8 protein-coding genes are annotated in these 15,421 nt (G+C 73.6%); 1 reads left to right on the top strand and 7 read right to left on the bottom strand.

Annotation, left to right across the window (positions count from 1 at the left end; translation table 11 throughout):
• Positions 1-35: 35 nt before the first annotated feature.
• From O7598_RS24485 to O7598_RS24510, 6 genes are all read right to left on the bottom strand, one after another.
• Positions 36-2,207: a hypothetical protein gene (locus tag O7598_RS24485; RefSeq protein WP_269693627.1), complete on the bottom strand. Its 2,172-nt coding sequence runs from the start codon at positions 2,205-2,207 to the stop codon at positions 36-38.
• Positions 2,204-3,565, bottom strand: a complete 1,362-nt coding sequence (locus tag O7598_RS24490; protein ID WP_269693628.1) for an alkaline phosphatase family protein — start codon at positions 3,563-3,565, stop codon at positions 2,204-2,206. Before O7598_RS24490 ends, O7598_RS24485 begins: the two co-directional genes overlap by 4 nt.
• Positions 3,562-5,202 carry a glycosyltransferase family 39 protein gene (locus O7598_RS24495; RefSeq protein WP_269693629.1) on the bottom strand — a complete coding sequence of 547 codons (1,641 nt, stop codon included), beginning with the start codon at positions 5,200-5,202 and terminating at the stop codon, positions 3,562-3,564. The genes O7598_RS24490 and O7598_RS24495 overlap by 4 nt, the downstream gene beginning before the upstream one ends.
• A complete protein-coding gene (locus O7598_RS24500) occupies positions 5,199-7,649 on the bottom strand; it encodes a glycosyltransferase (RefSeq protein ID WP_269693630.1) in 2,451 nt (816 codons plus the stop codon). The genes O7598_RS24495 and O7598_RS24500 overlap by 4 nt, the downstream gene beginning before the upstream one ends.
• A 429-nt stretch (positions 7,650-8,078) precedes the next feature.
• Positions 8,079-9,383 (bottom strand): hypothetical protein, encoded by a 1,305-nt coding sequence (locus tag O7598_RS24505; protein ID WP_269693631.1) that lies wholly within the window; start codon positions 9,381-9,383, stop codon positions 8,079-8,081.
• A 108-nt stretch (positions 9,384-9,491) separates the two neighbouring features.
• Complete coding sequence (locus O7598_RS24510; protein ID WP_269693632.1) at positions 9,492-10,397, bottom strand: lytic polysaccharide monooxygenase auxiliary activity family 9 protein; 906 nt, start codon at positions 10,395-10,397, stop codon at positions 9,492-9,494.
• A gap of 163 nt (positions 10,398-10,560) precedes the next feature.
• Between O7598_RS24510 and O7598_RS24515 the strand changes: the two genes are divergently transcribed.
• The gene (locus tag O7598_RS24515; RefSeq protein WP_269693633.1) at positions 10,561-12,804 is read left to right on the top strand and encodes a DUF4153 domain-containing protein; all 2,244 of its coding nucleotides are present in this window, start codon (positions 10,561-10,563) and stop codon (positions 12,802-12,804) included.
• Positions 12,805-12,858: 54 nt separating this feature from the next.
• Here O7598_RS24515 and O7598_RS24520 read toward each other — a convergent pair whose 3' ends face one another.
• The gene (locus tag O7598_RS24520) at positions 12,859-15,378 is read right to left on the bottom strand and encodes a SpoIIE family protein phosphatase (RefSeq protein WP_269693634.1); all 2,520 of its coding nucleotides are present in this window, start codon (positions 15,376-15,378) and stop codon (positions 12,859-12,861) included.
• Between the last annotated feature and the right edge of the window lie 43 nt (positions 15,379-15,421).

Consider the following 15,421-nt stretch of genomic DNA (forward strand, 5'->3'; position numbering starts at 1 on the left):
CGGGTCGGCCGCGACGTCGGTGGTGGGTCGCCCGGTCAGTGATGGAGTGGCGCCTCCTCGGACCGCGTGGCGCCAGTGTGGGCCGGCGGGGTGGCGGCGGCTCGCCGACGCCGTCGACCGCGGTAGATCCAGAGCGGCACCAGGGCCACCGCGCCGATCGCCAGGATCAACGCGGCCCAGGCGGGCAGGCCCCAGTCGTCACCGTCGGCGCTGCTGTCCAGCTGCGCGTCGGGGTGCGGGGCGACACCGAGCAGGTCGGCCAGCACCTCCAGGTACCTGCTGCCCCACTCTTCGCTCGGTTCCACGTAGGTGTTCTCGGTGAACTCGTTCCAGCTGATGATGCCGAGGGCATCGGGCTGGGAGAGCCGGGCGGCCGCGAACGACGCCCGCAGCGTCTCACCGTCCCGGCGGGGCACCTCCCTTCTCCCGCCGATCTGGCGGGCGTCGAAGCCGGGCGAGACCGGGGCGATCCACAGTCCGCCGCGTAGGTGGACCGCCCGGGACATCGCGGTGAGCTTGTCCCGGCTGCGGTCGACGAGCGGGTCGGCCGACGACCAGTAGTACGCCTGGCCGTCGAGGGCCGACTGGCCGTTCACCACCGAGACGCTCTTGGCGGTGCCGAGGACCTGCAGCTTCTGCTGCGCCTGGCGGACGGTGTCCGCGACCTCGGTGGCCGAGTAGCGGTCGCTGCCGTTCCAGATCACCACCGGCTGGTCGAAGATGTCGAAGACCGGGTCGGCGGCGTAGCGGTCGGCGAACAGGGCCAGGTCGGTCCGGACCGTGGCCAGCGGCAGCGGCTTCCGGCTGAAGTCGATGCCCTGGTAGACGATGCCGAGCCGGAAGCTCTCGGCGCGGGCCACCTCGACCAGCGCGGCGAGCCGTTCGTCGAGCTGCTCGGTGTGCTTCCAGGAGACCAGGAAGCCGGTGATCCCGGCGGCCTTGGCCATCCGCACGTGCCGCCGCATGATCTCCTGGTCGTCGCTCGAATAGCGGCCGAGCACCGGGTAGTCGCTCTTCGCCCTGTTCCACGAGGTCGGGTTGAACCAGATGTAGTAGTAGGCGAGCACCGGCACCGAGGGCGACGCCGAGGTCGTCGGGGCGGCGGGCGCGGCCCGCGCCGGCACCGCCGACAGGCCCCCGGCGGTCAGCAGCGCCAGCAGCACCAACCCGGCGGCGGCGGACGGCCGCCACCGGCGCCGGCCGGCGCGCCGCGCGCCGAGGCGGAGCGCCCGGAACGGGCGGCGCAGGTGCGGGCGGCCCAGCAGGACCAGCCCGACCGCCACCCCGAACACACCCACCGCGACCAGGGTCAGGTCGAGGACGCTGATCACGGTGAGCATCACCTCCTGGTCCCGGCTGATGGTCACCGGTCGGCCGAAGGAGAGCCCGCCGCCGTGCACGGTCAGCGTGTAGGTGCCGCGGGGCAGGTCGGGGACCAGGACGCTGCCGTCCGGGCCGAACCGCAGCCGCTGCACCCGCCCGTCGGCGCGGGTGAGTTGGATGCCGCTGCCCGCCCTGCGGGGGAAGAACATGTCCGAGGCGGTGAACGACACCTTGAAGAAGAGCAGTTGCACCACCCAGCTCTGGCGGTCCCAGGGCACGAACTTCTGGCCGGCCCGGTTGACCACCGAGGTGCCGTCCACCATCACGGCGTCCACCACGTAGTAGAGGCGTTTCGAGGTGAGACCGCGCGGGCCCTGCTGGGTGCGGCTCTCGGCGAGCCAGAGCGGCTTCGCCAACTGGTCGCCGGCCAGCTCGATGATCTCCCCGGTGTTGCTGCGCAGCCGCATCGAGGTCACCCGCTCCACCGGCACCGGCGACTCGAAGCGGTCGATGTAGCGCCAACCGACCCGGCGGATGGTGCGCAGGCCCACCTCGACGATCCGGTCGCGCACGCCGTGGTCGACGCTGCCCCGGAAGCGGTCGAGCACCACCTTGCGGTCCGCGCTCACCATCGCCGCGCCGACCTTCAGCCGCTCGTCGAGACCGAGGAAGTTGCGGACCCTGATGTTCACCCGTCCCTTCGCGTCCGAGCGGCCGGTGTTGCCGTCCACCGCCACCGGCACGCCGCGGATCGGCGGCACCATCTGCAGGTGCAGCGTGCCGGGCAGCGCGGAGCGGGGCGCGGCCGTGACGGCGGCCGGGGTGAGCAGCACGCCCACGAGCACCAGGAGCAGCGGCAGCAGCAGCCGGCGGGCCGCGGTCACCTGACCCGCCGCCGTCCACGAACGGCCGCCGCGCCGACCAGCGCGGCGACGAGGACCAGCACGGTGGCGTACGAGCCGTAGACCGGGCGCGGGTCGGTCCGCTTCAGCGAGACGGGGGTACGTTCGGCGCTGAGCAGGACGCCGGGGCGGGGCGGCGCGTCGAAGTCGAAAGCGTCCAGGAACGTGTTCGCCTTGGCGTCCCGGCTGGCGAGCGGTTTCAGCCGCCAGTTGACCTCGATGAACTTGAGCACCGACGTGAAGTCGAGCGTGGTGGAGTCGACCCGGCCCCGGCGGGCGTACGGGCTGACCAGCAGCGCCGGCACCCGGAAGCCGTAGCCGTACTGGTCGACCTTCGGCGGCTTGACGTGGTCGTACCAGCCGCCCCAGTCGTCGTACGACCAGATGAAGGCCGACGTGGACCACTCGGGGGAACGCATGAGCTGCGTCAGCAGCGCCCGGACCAGGTTCTGCCCGGCGCCGATGTTGCCCGGCGGGTGCTCGCTGTTGCCGGCCGGCGCGATGAACGAGACCGCCGGCAGGTCGCCCTTGGCCGCGTCGGCGTAGTACTCGTCGAGGTCGACGATCTTGGAGAACAGGCGCGGGTCGTCGACGTAGCGGGCGTACCCCAGCAGCGGCACCCAGATGACCTGCGCGCCCCGGTCGATGTCCTCCTCCTCGACCCGGGACCGGAACGTGATGGTCGGGTCGTAGTTCTGCACGTAGAACTTCCAGCTGATCCCGGCCGCCTCCAGCCGGTCGAAGATGGTCGGGATGTCCCCCCAACCGGTGGCCGGGATGGTCTCCGACTTGCCGGCCGCACCCGGACCGCCGGTGACCCGGTACATGTGGTTGCGGATGCTGCCCGAGTGCGACGAGCTGAAGAAGCGGTCGAAGAGCACGTACTCGTCGGCCAGGTTCCAGTAGTACGGCAGGTCCCGGTCGTCGTAGTAGGCCATCGCCATCCGGCCGTCCTTGCCCGCCTTGCTCACCCCCTCCACGAAGCCGTTCATCCGGCCGCCGTTGTACTGCTGGGCGAACGCGTCGGCGGAGTGGTCGAGGTCGATCGCCCCCAGCTTGCCGATGTGGAACGGCTTGACGCAGGGCTCCGGCAGGTCCGACCGGATCGGCATGCAGACGCCCTTCGGGATCCCGTCCACGCCGGGCCGGGTGCCGAAGTAGTTGTCGAAGGTGTGGTTCTCCTGCATCAGGAAGACCAGGTTCTCGATCGGCGTGGTGGGCTCGGCCGGCGCCTTCGGACCGGGCGCGGCCGAGGCGACGGCCGGTTGCGCCGTCACCGCGACCACGGCCAGCAGTACGACGGCGGCCGACAGCCACCCCAATCTCCTCCGGCGGGTCATGGACGCACCTCATAGATGATGATCACGGGAACGGGGACGGCACGGCCCGAGGCGTCGGCGCCGCCGACGTACTCCGTGTGCACGACGCGGCCGTGGTAGCGCCGGACCAGGGTGTTCAACCGGTCGGCGAAGAACGTGGAGCGCCGCGCGGAGAACGAGTCCCAGACGATGTAGTGCAGGTTGTTGTTGCGCAGCCACCCGTCCGGGTTGTTCAGCGCCACGTAGGACGGGTTGCGGTGCAGCGGGTTCGGGCTGACCGACAGGCCGTAGCTCTGCCGCTGCCCGTAGTAGCGGATGATGTTCGACATCGACGGTCCGAGGGTGAGGATCACCGACCCGTCGGGGGTGTGGTCGGTCAGCCACCGCCCGGCCTCCCGTCCGCCGGGCACCCCGCCGGACCCGGCCAGGAAGTGCGCGCCGCCCTGCTGACTGACCGCCCGCCAGCAGGGCACCAGCAGGCTCAGCGCGACAGTGGCGACGGCCGCCAGCCGGACCACCCGGGTGACCCGGGCCCGGGGTGCCGACCGGAGGCGGCGCAGCGTGGCGAGCCGGGCCGGCACCGGCAGTACGGCCAGCGCCCGGGCGGCGAGCACCGCCAACGGCACCACCACCGGCAGCAGGTACTGGAAACCCTTGACCGGCCAGAGCTGGAAGAAGACCACCGGGACGGCGATCCACGACAGCAGCAACGTCTCGCGCCAGCTTCGCCGCCGGCGGGCCCACCACAGGCCGCCGAACGCGGTGAGCAGCACCAGCAGCCCGACCGCCGCCGGCACGTTCTCCAGGTAGAACGACATGGGGTGGTTGGGCCGCCGGAAGAGCTGCCAGACGAGGTAGTTGCGCCCGGTCTCGGTGCGACCGGCCAGCGCCTGGGAGACCGGGTGGGTGGCGAACACCAGGGCCAGCACCGGCAGGGCGAACAGCGTGGCCCGCACCGGTCGGCGTACGTCCGGGGTGAGCGCCAGGAACGCGTAGATGCTGCCGGCCAGCACGACGCTGGTCTCCTTGGCCAGCATGGTGATCCCGAGCATGGCGGCGGTGGCCACGTACCAGACCGTGTCCCGCTGCTGGACGAACCGGACCATGCAGTAGAGCGTCAGCGTCGCCAGCAGCACCATCGGCCCGTCGAGCAGCACCTGGCGGGTCACCACCACGTGGTAGGGCATCACGGCCAGCAGCAGCGCCGCGATGAGCCCGACCCGCCGGCTGTAGAGCCGCGCGCCGAGCGGATACACCGCGAGCACTGTCAACACCCCGAGGACCACGACGACCAGCCGCCCGGCCACGTCCACCTCGCCGACCCGGAAGAACGGCGAGAGCAGCGTCTGGACGAGCATCGGATGGGCGCGGAAGACCGGGAAGTACTCGGTGTACCGGGGGTTGCCGGCGAGCGAGGCGGCCTGCCCGGCGTACACCGCCTCGTCGCTGTTGAAGCCGAACGCGTCGATCTGCCAGGTCCGGACGAACAGCGCCAGCACGGTCACGCCGGTGAGCGCGCCGGCCACCCGCCACCGCGACCGCCGCCAGGCCGGCGGCCAGGACGGCGCGGACACCGTCCATCTTCGACGCCCGTCCCGCGGCTCACCGCCCCGGCGCTGCTCGGGCAGCGTGTCGGTGACCGGATGGAGCACGCTCACGCCGGCCCTCCCGCCGTCGTCAGGTCGCCGCTCCAGCGCGGCCAGGCCTGCGCCGGCACCACCGGGGTACGCCGGCCGGCACGCTCCTCGCGCAGCAGCCGGGGGATGTCGTCGGCCCAGCCGAACGTGTCCGAGACGACGACCCGGCTGCGCACGTGCGACAGGAAGCTGGCGAGGATCTCCCGCTCCCGCGCCCGGAGCTGGGCGTACCCGTGGCCGTCGATCGTGATGGAGGGCGCGAGGTAGCGGAACGGCGGGAAGCCGTACGCGTCGTCGGTGTTCTCGATCATGCGCTCGAGCGTGTCCGTCGCGTCGAGTTCGTGGATGTCGGGTTTGCCGCGCTCGATGACGAAGAGTTCCTCCACCCGGGTGGTGGTGCCGATGCGGCAGGGCACCAAGCGGTCGACGCTGTACTTGGGCGGCGGGATCAGCAGCTGGGTGAGGGCGTTGATCCCCATGATCGGCAGGTTGAACCGGCTGAGCGTCAACGCCAGGGACCGGCCGCCCTTGGAGTGCAGCCGGCTCTGCAGTTGCAGTCGCCGCCACTCGGCGGGGGTCAGGTCCTGCGCCTGCACCGCGCGCAGCGTGTGCGCGCTGATGGTGAGCGGCTTGGGGAAGCAGGTGGCCACCCCGTCCGGCCGGACGATGGTCATGTCGTCGGAGAGGAACAGGCCGCCGTGGTCGCGGAGCAACCGCAGCACGGTGGCGGTCTTGCCGGTGTCGGTCAGCGCCGAGAGCATCACCCCGACGCCGTCGAGCGTCACGCACGCGGAGTGCAGCAGCATGTGCCCCCGGGCCACCATGACGAACCGGAGCAACGCCTCGATGATGTTCGTGTAGACCACGTGCGGCGAGCGGGCCAGCAGCGGGCCGACCTGGATCTCGATCGGCGGCCCGAGCTGGATGCGGAAGTTGGCGCCCAACCGGCCGAGCTGTTCCTCGTAGCGCAGCACCGACTGGTCGGCGTACTGGGTCATCGCGGCCCGGCGCTGCGGCCCGCGACCGCCCACGTCGCTGACCCGCACCGCGATGTCCACGTCGGAGTCGGCCACCCACTGGGCCCGGAAGAACTCCAGCTCCGGCAGCATGATCTGCGAGCCGATGGTCACCACGCCGGCGACGTCGTAGCGGTACTTCAGGTACTGGTAGCGCTTGCGGGACGGCGTGCTGGGCGCCTCGGAGGCGCCGGCGACCAGCAGCCGCACCGGGTCGCGCCGGGCCTTGTCGACGGCGGTGTAGATGACCCGGTCGTTGACCAGGAACCGGACCAGGAAGAGCGCCACCAGGGTGGCCGCGTTGGCGACGAGCACCCCGACGCCGGCCCAGACCAGGGCCTGGAGGACGGGCAGCCGTAGCAGCAGCAGGACGTTGTTGAGCAGGAAGAACCGGGCCGCGCGGGCGGCGAACGAGCCGTGCCGGTTCCGCCGGTAGATCAGGCTGTCGACGAGCAGGAAGTTCCACGAGGTGGACACCTGGGTGGCCAGCGCCGCGCCGACCAGGTGGTGCATCCGGGCGGGCTCGTAGCAGAACCAGAGCGCGGCGGTGTTCACCACCATGCCGGAGAGACCGATCATGCCGAACGCGACCATCCGGCCCAGCTCCCGCAGCCGCTCCGCCCGGGTACGCGGGCTGCGGCGGATCTGCCCGACGAGCCGGCGACCCCGCAACCGGGCCAGGTGCCGCAGGAAGGTCATCCCCTCCCGGAACGAGGCCTTCGACCGGCCGCCGTGCCGGGGCGCCATGTCGTACGCCACCTCGGCGACCCGGGCGCCGGGGTGCCGCACCAGCAACTCCAGCAGCACCTTGAAGCCCAGCGGGTTCATCCGGTCCAGGCGCACCGCCGACCGGCGGAAGGCGAACAGGCCGCTCATCGGGTCGCTCACGGTCGCCAGCCGGCGCGGGAACATGCCCTTCACCAGCCGGGTCGCCCAGGACGAGGTGGCCACCCGGAGGATCCCGTCGAGGCCGCCCGAGGAGCCGTTGCCGGCGTACCGGGTGCCGACGACCACGTCGACGTCGTGCCGCATGGCGATCCGGGCCAGCGCCGCCGCCGCCTCCGGCGGGTGCTGGAGGTCGGCGTCCATCACCAGCACCCACTCGCCCCGGGCGTGCGCCGCACCGAGCAGGACCGCCCCGCCCAGGCCGCCCGGGCGGGCGTGCGGCGGCCGGTGCAGCAGCCGTACGGTGATCGCCGCCTCCGCGGCCACCTGGGTGAGCACGCCCGGCGTGCCGTCGTCGCTGTCGTCCACCACGAGGAGTTCGGCGTCGAGCGGCGCCAGCAACGGGCCGAGCCGCGCCAGCAGAAGCGGAATGTTCGCTGCCTCGTTGCGGGTCGGCACGATGACGGTCAGTCGGGGCGGGCGGCCCTCGTCGGCCGTGCGCAGCTCTCGAAGTCGCGCGTCCGGCTCGGCATGCCGGTCCCGGACTCCTGGTCCGACTCTGTCCATGACAACCCCCACGGTCGGCAGAGCGGCGTATGCCGCTGCATCGACGGTCACTTATCGAAAACCGTCCGCCGAAATGTGACCCAGGGCCCGGAGCGCAGGCAGGGGCGGTCAGCCCGACATGGGGTGGCGGCTCGGATGCGCAAAGCGTACGCAGGGTTAACAGTGGGCTTCCAGAGCCTGAAAAGTCAGGACGCCGACATATCCAATAAGCGAAGTGGATCTCCATGATTCACACATAGATGACCTGCCGCACCAGGTCAGAGCCATAACGACGAAGATCGTTCGAGTCCCCGCGCGGAATGGACAAAACAAGTGCGCCACCGCCGTGACATATCTCGTCACGACCGTGGCGCACTTGTGAAACGTGATTCCTCGTCACTCGGCGGGAATGCGTTTATTGCACATCCGACGACACATTTTCCGCACCGGTCAGCCGGACGAACCCGGCAGCGGAGCGGCGTGCAGCGCGGTGATGAAGTCGGACCTGCCCGCGTCGCTCCAGTCGCAGAGCGTCCCGGCCGGGGCCCCGCCCCGGCATCCCACGGAACTCTCGACCGAGGTGCCCTCGCCCCACTCGTTGTACGTGGTGACCAACTGCCAGAACGCGCCGGAGGCGGCCATCCGGGCCACCCCGGACCGCCAGCGGTCCAGGTTGCGGGCCAGGAACGGCGACCGCCCGTACGTCGTCCCCGCCTTCCAGAAGCCGGGCGAGACGGTGTACGCGCCACCGGGCACCCCGCTGAAGTCGGACTCGGCCCGGGCCGGGGCGTACTGGTGCCAACCGTCCACCGTGACGCTGCCGGCGCAGCCCCGGTAACCGGTGAACACCTTCAGGTTCAGGTAGATGGACTCGCCCCAGAGCTGCTGGAGCAACGTCCGGGCGCGGATCCAGCGGTCGACGGTCTCGCACCCGTCGGCCATGGTCAGGTCGTGGGCGTTGTAGACGAAGACGACCATGCCCCGCCCGGGCAGCACCGCCAGCGACGAGCGGTCCCCGCCGTAGGTGCCGCGCAGGTAGTGCAGGTCGGCGGCGATCTGGTCGGGGGTCGGCCGGCCTCTCCCCTCCGGCTCGTAGTAGGGCGCCCAGGCGAACCCGGTGTCCCGGGCACCCCGCACGAGCGCCGGCCAGTGCCGGTCGGTGGTGGTGCCCTGACCGAACCAGGAGGCGATGCCGACGGTGATGCCCCCGTACCGCATGTCCGCCACCTGGTCCCGCACCACCGTCTCGTTCACCGTGTAGGCGCCCCGGCTCGGCAGGTAGTTGGTGTAGGGGTTCAGCCCGCGCTGGTTCCACGCCTCCGGGAACCACGGGTAGTAGAAGGCGGCCCGGACGGCACTCGGCGTCCGCACCGACAACCGCCCCGACGCCTGGTGCCGCAGCGTCGCGCCGACGCCCTCGATCACGAGCGTGAACGTGCCGGCGCGGGCGGAGACGGAGGTCTGCACGGTCACCGTGGCCGAGGCGCCGCTGGTCACCGTGGCCGGCGTGACGGCGGCGAAGACCCCGGCGGGCAGGCCGGTCACCCGCAACGCCACCGGTTGCGGGGCGCCGCTGGTGGTCGCCGTCCGGACCGTCAACCGGGCCGGATACCCGGCCACCGCGGTGACCGCGGCGGGTGTGACGGTGAGGGAGAAGTCGTCGACGGCGGCGGCGCGCGGGGCCGCCGACGCCGCCGGGGCGGTCGACAGGGCGGCCACCAGCACGGTGGCCGCCACGGCAAGACGCTTGAACATGGACACTCCTCTGCATCGCCCTGCGGATTCGACATCAGGGCAACGCGGGAGCGACGTGTCAGGTGACTCGGCCGGCGGCGTCCGGGCTCGACCACCCGACCCGGGGCCTCACCAGATCCGGCGACGCCCGACGCGGTGGTTGCGGACCCCGCACGGCCGTCCGGGCGGCGGGCCTCCGGTCCGCCGCAGGCGCAGCCCGACCACGGTCGCGAGCAGGGCGGTGACCGCCACCGCCGCCGCACCGACGACCATCGGCCGGGTGACCGGGCCGGTCTCGGTCACCGCCGCGACCGGCACCCCCGCCGCGGGTGCCGACTCCGAGAGGGTACGCGGGGCCGCCGCGCTCGCCGCCGGTGTCGCCTTGCGGGTGGCCCGCGCCCCGGAGCCGCCCGAGGCCGCCCGGAAGACGACGTCCGAGCAGGAGTAGTAGGTGTCCTGGGTGTTCGAGTTCTGCCAGATGACGTAGATGATGTGCCGGCCCGTGCGCCCGGCCGGCAGCCGCCCCGGCATCTCGTACGCGCCGTCGCGGATCGGTGGGTCGGTCACCGCCAGGAACGGCTTGGCCTCCACGTCCGCCCAGGTCAGCCGCCGCTCCGGGGCGTACGAGTCGGTGGTGACGTAGAACCGGAACGTGCCCTTGTGCGGGATCGTGGTGCGATAGCGGAACGTGTGCCGGGCGCCGGCGGTGAGCGTGGTGGCCGGCCAGTCGGCCCGGGGCAGGTCCAGCCCCCGGTAGGCGGAGAGCCCGCCGCTGCACAGCTCGCCGTCCGGGATGCGTTCCCGGTCCCGCCCGTCGATCCGCGCCACCCGGATGTTGTCCCACTCGCGGACCGCCGCGCCGGCCGCGATCGCGGCCCGGCAGGCGGAACTCTCGGCCCGGCCACCCTCCGGCCCGCACGCCGCGCCCCGGCTCATCGGGCTGGTCGGCGCCCCGTGGGCACTCGCCGGCACGGCGGGGAGCAGCAGCGTCGCGGCGACGGCGGCGAACGCGACGAGCGCGCGACGTGTGTCCATGTGATCGACCTCCCGCGCACTGGTACGTGCGGGAGGCGGCAAAGGTTCGATCCTCGTCGGTGCCACGACCGGTCAGGCTCGACTGGCCGAACGGACAACCGGGGCGGCGGAGCGGGCGGAGTGAGCCCTACAGTGACGACACCCTGTGATCAAGGAGTGCGTCTTGCCCGAGCCGGCACAGCCTTCCGAGCCGCCCCGCGCCGCACCGGCGGCGGGGCCCCCGACGGGCGAGATCCCACCCGGCGCGCAGCCGTACCTGCTGGTGCTGCCGACCACGGAGGGCGCGCCGCCCGCGATGCCGTGGCCCGGCGCGGAGGGGCAGCCCGCCTGGGCCATCCCGGTCACCGTGCCGCCCGGCACCCAGGGCTACGCGTTGTTCGTGCCGCTGGTCCCGCCGGCTCCCCCGGCCGGCGTGCCCACCCAGGCGGCGGCACCGGCCGTCGAGACCCGGCCCGGGGAGACCTCGCCCGCCGTCGGGAATCCGGCCACCGGCGGTCCGGCCGTGCCCACGGCGTCAGCCGCGCCCGACCCGGCCGCCGACGGTGAGCTGGCTCCACGCCCGCCCGGCGCCGCCCCCGGCACCGGGGCGCAAGCCACGCCGGCCACGTCCGGCGCCCCGTCGGCGCAGGGCCCGGTGTCCGGCGCGCCCGCGTCCGGAACCCCGTCGGCGCAGGGCCCGGCGGCCGGCGCGCCCGCGTCCGGAACCCCGACCGCACCGGGCGCCGTCGCGCCGTCGACCCCGCCCGGACCGGGCCCACATGCCGCACCGGGCGCCGCCCCGGCCCCGCCCGGTGCGCCGGGCGGCCCCGGCGGCGCCACGCCGCCGGCGTACCAGGACATGCGGCCCTGGGCCACCTACCCGCCGCCGCCGGGCTGGGCTCCCCGGCCGTCGGTGCCCCGTACCTCCTTCCTCGGCGCCCGGTGGCCCGGGCCGGAGCCCGCCACCGGGCCGGCGGCGCCGCTCGCGGTGCTGGCCGGCGCGCTCGGCGGCGCGGTCTTCGTGCCGCTGGGCCGGGTCGGCATCGGCTGGTTCCTCGGCTGGCTGACGCTGACGCTCGGGGTGCTGCTGGCGGTCCGGACCCGGACCGCCGAGCTGCCCCGCGGCGACCGGCTGATCCGCGCCGGCTGGGCGGCGGCGGCCCTGGCCCTGCTCGCCGTGCCGGCGTTCCGCAATGCCTGGTGGCTGGTGACGTTCTGCGTGCTGGGCGCGCTGGGCTGCGCCACCCTGGCGATCATCGGGGGCCGACTGGTCCGCTCGATCCTGTTCGGTCTGGTCGCCACGCCGTTCGCGGCGCTGCGCGGCCTGCCCTGGGTCCGCCGGCACGTCGCCGCCTCACCGGAGGCCACGACGGTCCGCAGGATCACCGTCTCGGTGGTCGCCACGCTTGTGGTGCTGGTCGTCTTCGGCAGCCTGCTCGCCTCGGCCGACGCGGCGTTCTCCGAGGCGCTGGGCGCGCTCGTGCCCGACATCGACCTCGGCGTGGTGTTCCGCGGCCTGTTCCTGGCCGCGGTGGGCGGGCTGATCGCGGTCGCCGCGGTCTACACGCTCGCCGCCCCACCCGACCTGTCCACCGTGGACCGGGCGAGCGGTCGCCGGCTCAGCCTGCTGGAGTGGGCGCCGGCCATCGGGGCGCTGACCGTGCTCTTCGCCGGCTTCGTGGTGGTGCAGTTCACCACGCTCTTCGGCGGGCAGCGGCACGTGCAGCGGGTCGCCGGGCTCAGCTACGCCGAGTACGCGCGCAGCGGCTTCTGGCAGCTGCTCTTCGTCACGCTGCTGACCGTTGCGGTGCTCGGCGGCGTGACCCGCTGGGCCGGTCGCGAGCGGCCGATCGAGCGCACGCTGCTGCGCGTGCTGCTCGGGCTGCTCAGCGCGCTGAGCGTGGTGATCGTGGTGTCCGCGCTGTCGCGGATGTGGACCTACCAGAAGGTCTACAGCTTCACCGGCGAGCGGATCTTCGTGATGGCGTTCGAGATGCTGCTCGGCGCGGTCTTCCTGATGATCCTGGCCGCGGGCGTGAAGTGGCAGGGCAGGTGGATCCCGGGCACCACAGTGGCGCTGACCGTGGCGATGCTGCTCGGCCTGGCGGTGCTCAACCCGGAGGACTACGCGGCCCGGCGCAACACCCTCCGGTACGAGCAGACCGGCAAGATCGACGCCTGGTACCTGCGCGCGCTCTCCGCCGACGCCACCCCCGCGCTCACCAAGCTTCCCGACCCGGTGCGCCGCTGCACGTTGAGCTGGATCGCCGACGAGCTCGCCGAGCCCGACCCCTGGTACGCCTGGAACCTGGGCCGGCACCGCGCCCGCCAGGCCCTGGACCGGGTGGGTCCGGGCGCGGTCGGCGGCCCGAAGGACTGCCGTCGCGCGGACCAGTTCGACCTGCCGAAGACCCGACGCCCCCGCTGACCTCCGGCGCCCCGGGCCACGCACGCCGTGGCCCGGGGCGCCGGCCGGGCCTCCTCAGCCGCCGACGCGCAGCGCGAGGATCGCGATGTCGTCGGCGACCGGGCCGAGCTGGTAGGCGGCCACCCCGTCGCGCACCAGCTCGACCAGCCGCCGCGGATCGCCGGCGGACGCACCGCGCAGCAGCTCCACGAGTCGTTCCTCGCCGAAGAGGCCGTCCGGCCCGCGCGCCTCGATCACCCCGTCGGTGTAGAGCAGCACGGTGTCACCCGCCTCCAGGGCCACCGACCGGCGCCCCAGCCGCACCTCGGGGAAGGCCCCCAGCAGCACGCCGGGCAGGTTGATCACCTCGACCCGCCCGTCCGCCCGCCGGACCAGCGCGGGCGGGTGGCCGCCCGAGGCCAGCTCCAGGTCGGCGCCGCCGTCGCGCAGCCGCAGCCGCAGGCACACCACGCTGAGGAACCGGTCCACGTCCGGGTCGTTGCGCAGCCGGGCGTGCAACTGGCGCAGCGCGGTGGCCGGCTCGGCCAGGGCCGCGGTGATCCGCAGCGTGTGCCGGGCCAGTCCGGTGACCGAGGCGGCGTCCACGCCCCGGCCGGCCACGTCGCCGACCACGAGGACCCACTCCCGGCCGGCGGCGCCGTCGACCGGGAACACGTCGTAGAAGTCGCCGCCGACCCCGGCCGAGTCTCCGGCCAGGTAGACGGCGGCCAGGTCGGCGCCGGGCACCCGCGGCAGCCGCGAGGGCAGCAGACTGCGTTGCAGGCGTACGGCGGTGGCGTGCTCCCGCTCGTAGAGCTGCGCCCGGGCGAGCGCCTGACCGGCCAGCCCGGCCAGGGTGACCAGGAAGTTGCGGTGCGCCGGCTCGAACTCCTGCGCGTCGGCGTACCCGAAGATGAGCACCCCGGCGGCGGTCCCCCGGCCGTGCAGCGGCACCATCGCCCACGACCGGTGCGGGCTGCGTCGCACCGCCTCGGCCACCTCGGGATAGTCGTCGACCAGGGGTTGGATGTCCGGGAAGAAGCGGGGTTCCTCGTCGCGGAAGGTCGCCGCGATCGGATGGACGGCGTCCCGCCCGACGGCCTTCCACCGTGCCGGTGGCTCCTGGCCGGTGGGCGCGAACCGGATCTGCCGGCCGCTCTCGTCCATCAGCGCGACGGCGGCGAGGGCCGCCTCGGCGGCCGGGCCGGCGCCGTCCCGGACGGCCTCGACCACCTCGGCCACGGAGGCCGCCTGGGAGAGCGCGGCGGTGAACTCCTGTACCCGGCGGGCCCGCAGCTCCTCCCGCCTGCGGCGGGTCACGTCGGTGACCAGGACGGCCACCGCGCCGGCCCGGCCACCGCCGCCGGGCACGGCGAGGAAACTGCTGAGGTACGTCCGCCCGGCCCGGACGATCTCCACGTCGCGGACCTCGCCGGCGTCGGCGAGCTCCCGCATCAGCGGTTCGAGGACCGGCCCGAGTTCGGGGAAGAGGTCCGGCACCCGACGGCCGAGATGGTCCGCCACCGGGTGGCCGTTCCACTCCGCCAGGATGGCGTTGATCCGGAGGTAACGCAGGTCGGTGTCGAGCAGGGCGACCCCGACAGGCGCGTTCTCGACGAGCGTGTCGAGCGCGGTGAGCATGGTGGCCCGGTCGGCGGTGACCTGCTCGACGCCGAGCGTCGCCTCGTCGGCCACCTCGTCGAAGACCGCCGCGACGCCGACCGGCCCGACCGGGGTTGCCCCGTGCACCGGGTAGTAGCTGCCCCGCCAGCGTCGGCGGTCGGGCCGGCCCGGGGTGGCGCCGACGACGTCCAGGTTGACCATCGGTCGCCCGGTGTCGAGCACCTGCCGGAGCTGGTCGGCGAACGACTCGGGCAGGTCCGGCAGCACCTCGCGCAGGTGCCGCCCCACATGGTCGGCGGCGGGCCGCCCGTTGATCTCGGCCGCCCGCTGGTTGGCCGTCACGAAGCGCAGGTCGCGGTCCAGCACGCTGACCCCGACCGGCAGGTGGAGCAGGACAGTCTCCAGCAGTGCCTGGTCGATGGCGGCGACCGTCGGCGACCGCCCCAGGCTGGCCACCGGCGAGGGACCTGGCCGCCCGGGTTCGTCGGCGACCGGCCGGCGCGCACCGTGCCGCAGCCCGGCCGCGCGGACCCGCCGGGCGGCGGTCGCGGCGAGTGTCGTCGCCGCCGACGCGGTGCCGGGCGGCACCACGCCGCGAAAGCCGAGGCTGATCGCGCCGATGATCGTCCCGTCGGCGCCGGGATGCCACAGCGGCGCGGCCACCAGACCCTCGACGTCGGCGGTCGGCAGGCTAGCCGTCGCCGGGAAGCGGATCAACCGCTCCCGGAACGAGTCCGCCTCGATCACCTCGCCGGTGCGGGCGGCCCGGGAGATCCCGACCGGGGCGGCGAGCGGAAAGCGGGCCCACGTCTCGGCCAGCTCGGGCACCATGCCGACCTGGTCGACCAGGTCGAGCTGCGTGCCGCCCGGGTCGAGCAGCACGAGGACCGCCACCTGCGCCCCGGTGCGCCGCAGGACGTCGGGCGGGAGCAACTCACCGTCACCGACCGCGAGCCCGGCCCGATCCCTCACGCTGCACTCCCCCACCCGACCCGAGGGCCGAACGGACGGGCCC

Origin of the sequence: Micromonospora sp. WMMC241 (genome assembly GCF_027460165.1) — a bacterium.
In the GTDB taxonomy this organism is placed as follows: Bacteria; Actinomycetota; Actinomycetes; order Mycobacteriales; family Micromonosporaceae; genus Micromonospora; species Micromonospora humi.

Bases quoted from the DNA above. Each gene is read 5' to 3' on its own strand.
- O7598_RS24505 (WP_269693631.1), bottom strand. From the start codon at position 9,383: ATGTTCAAGCGTCTTGCCGTGGCGGCCACCGTGCTGGTGGCCGCCCTG.
- O7598_RS24490 (WP_269693628.1), bottom strand. From the start codon at position 3,565: ATGACCCGCCGGAGGAGATTGGGGTGGCTGTCGGCCGCCGTCGTACTG.
- O7598_RS24510 (WP_269693632.1), bottom strand. From the start codon at position 10,397: ATGGACACACGTCGCGCGCTCGTCGCGTTCGCCGCCGTCGCCGCGACG.
- O7598_RS24500 (WP_269693630.1), bottom strand. From the start codon at position 7,649: ATGGACAGAGTCGGACCAGGAGTCCGGGACCGGCATGCCGAGCCGGAC.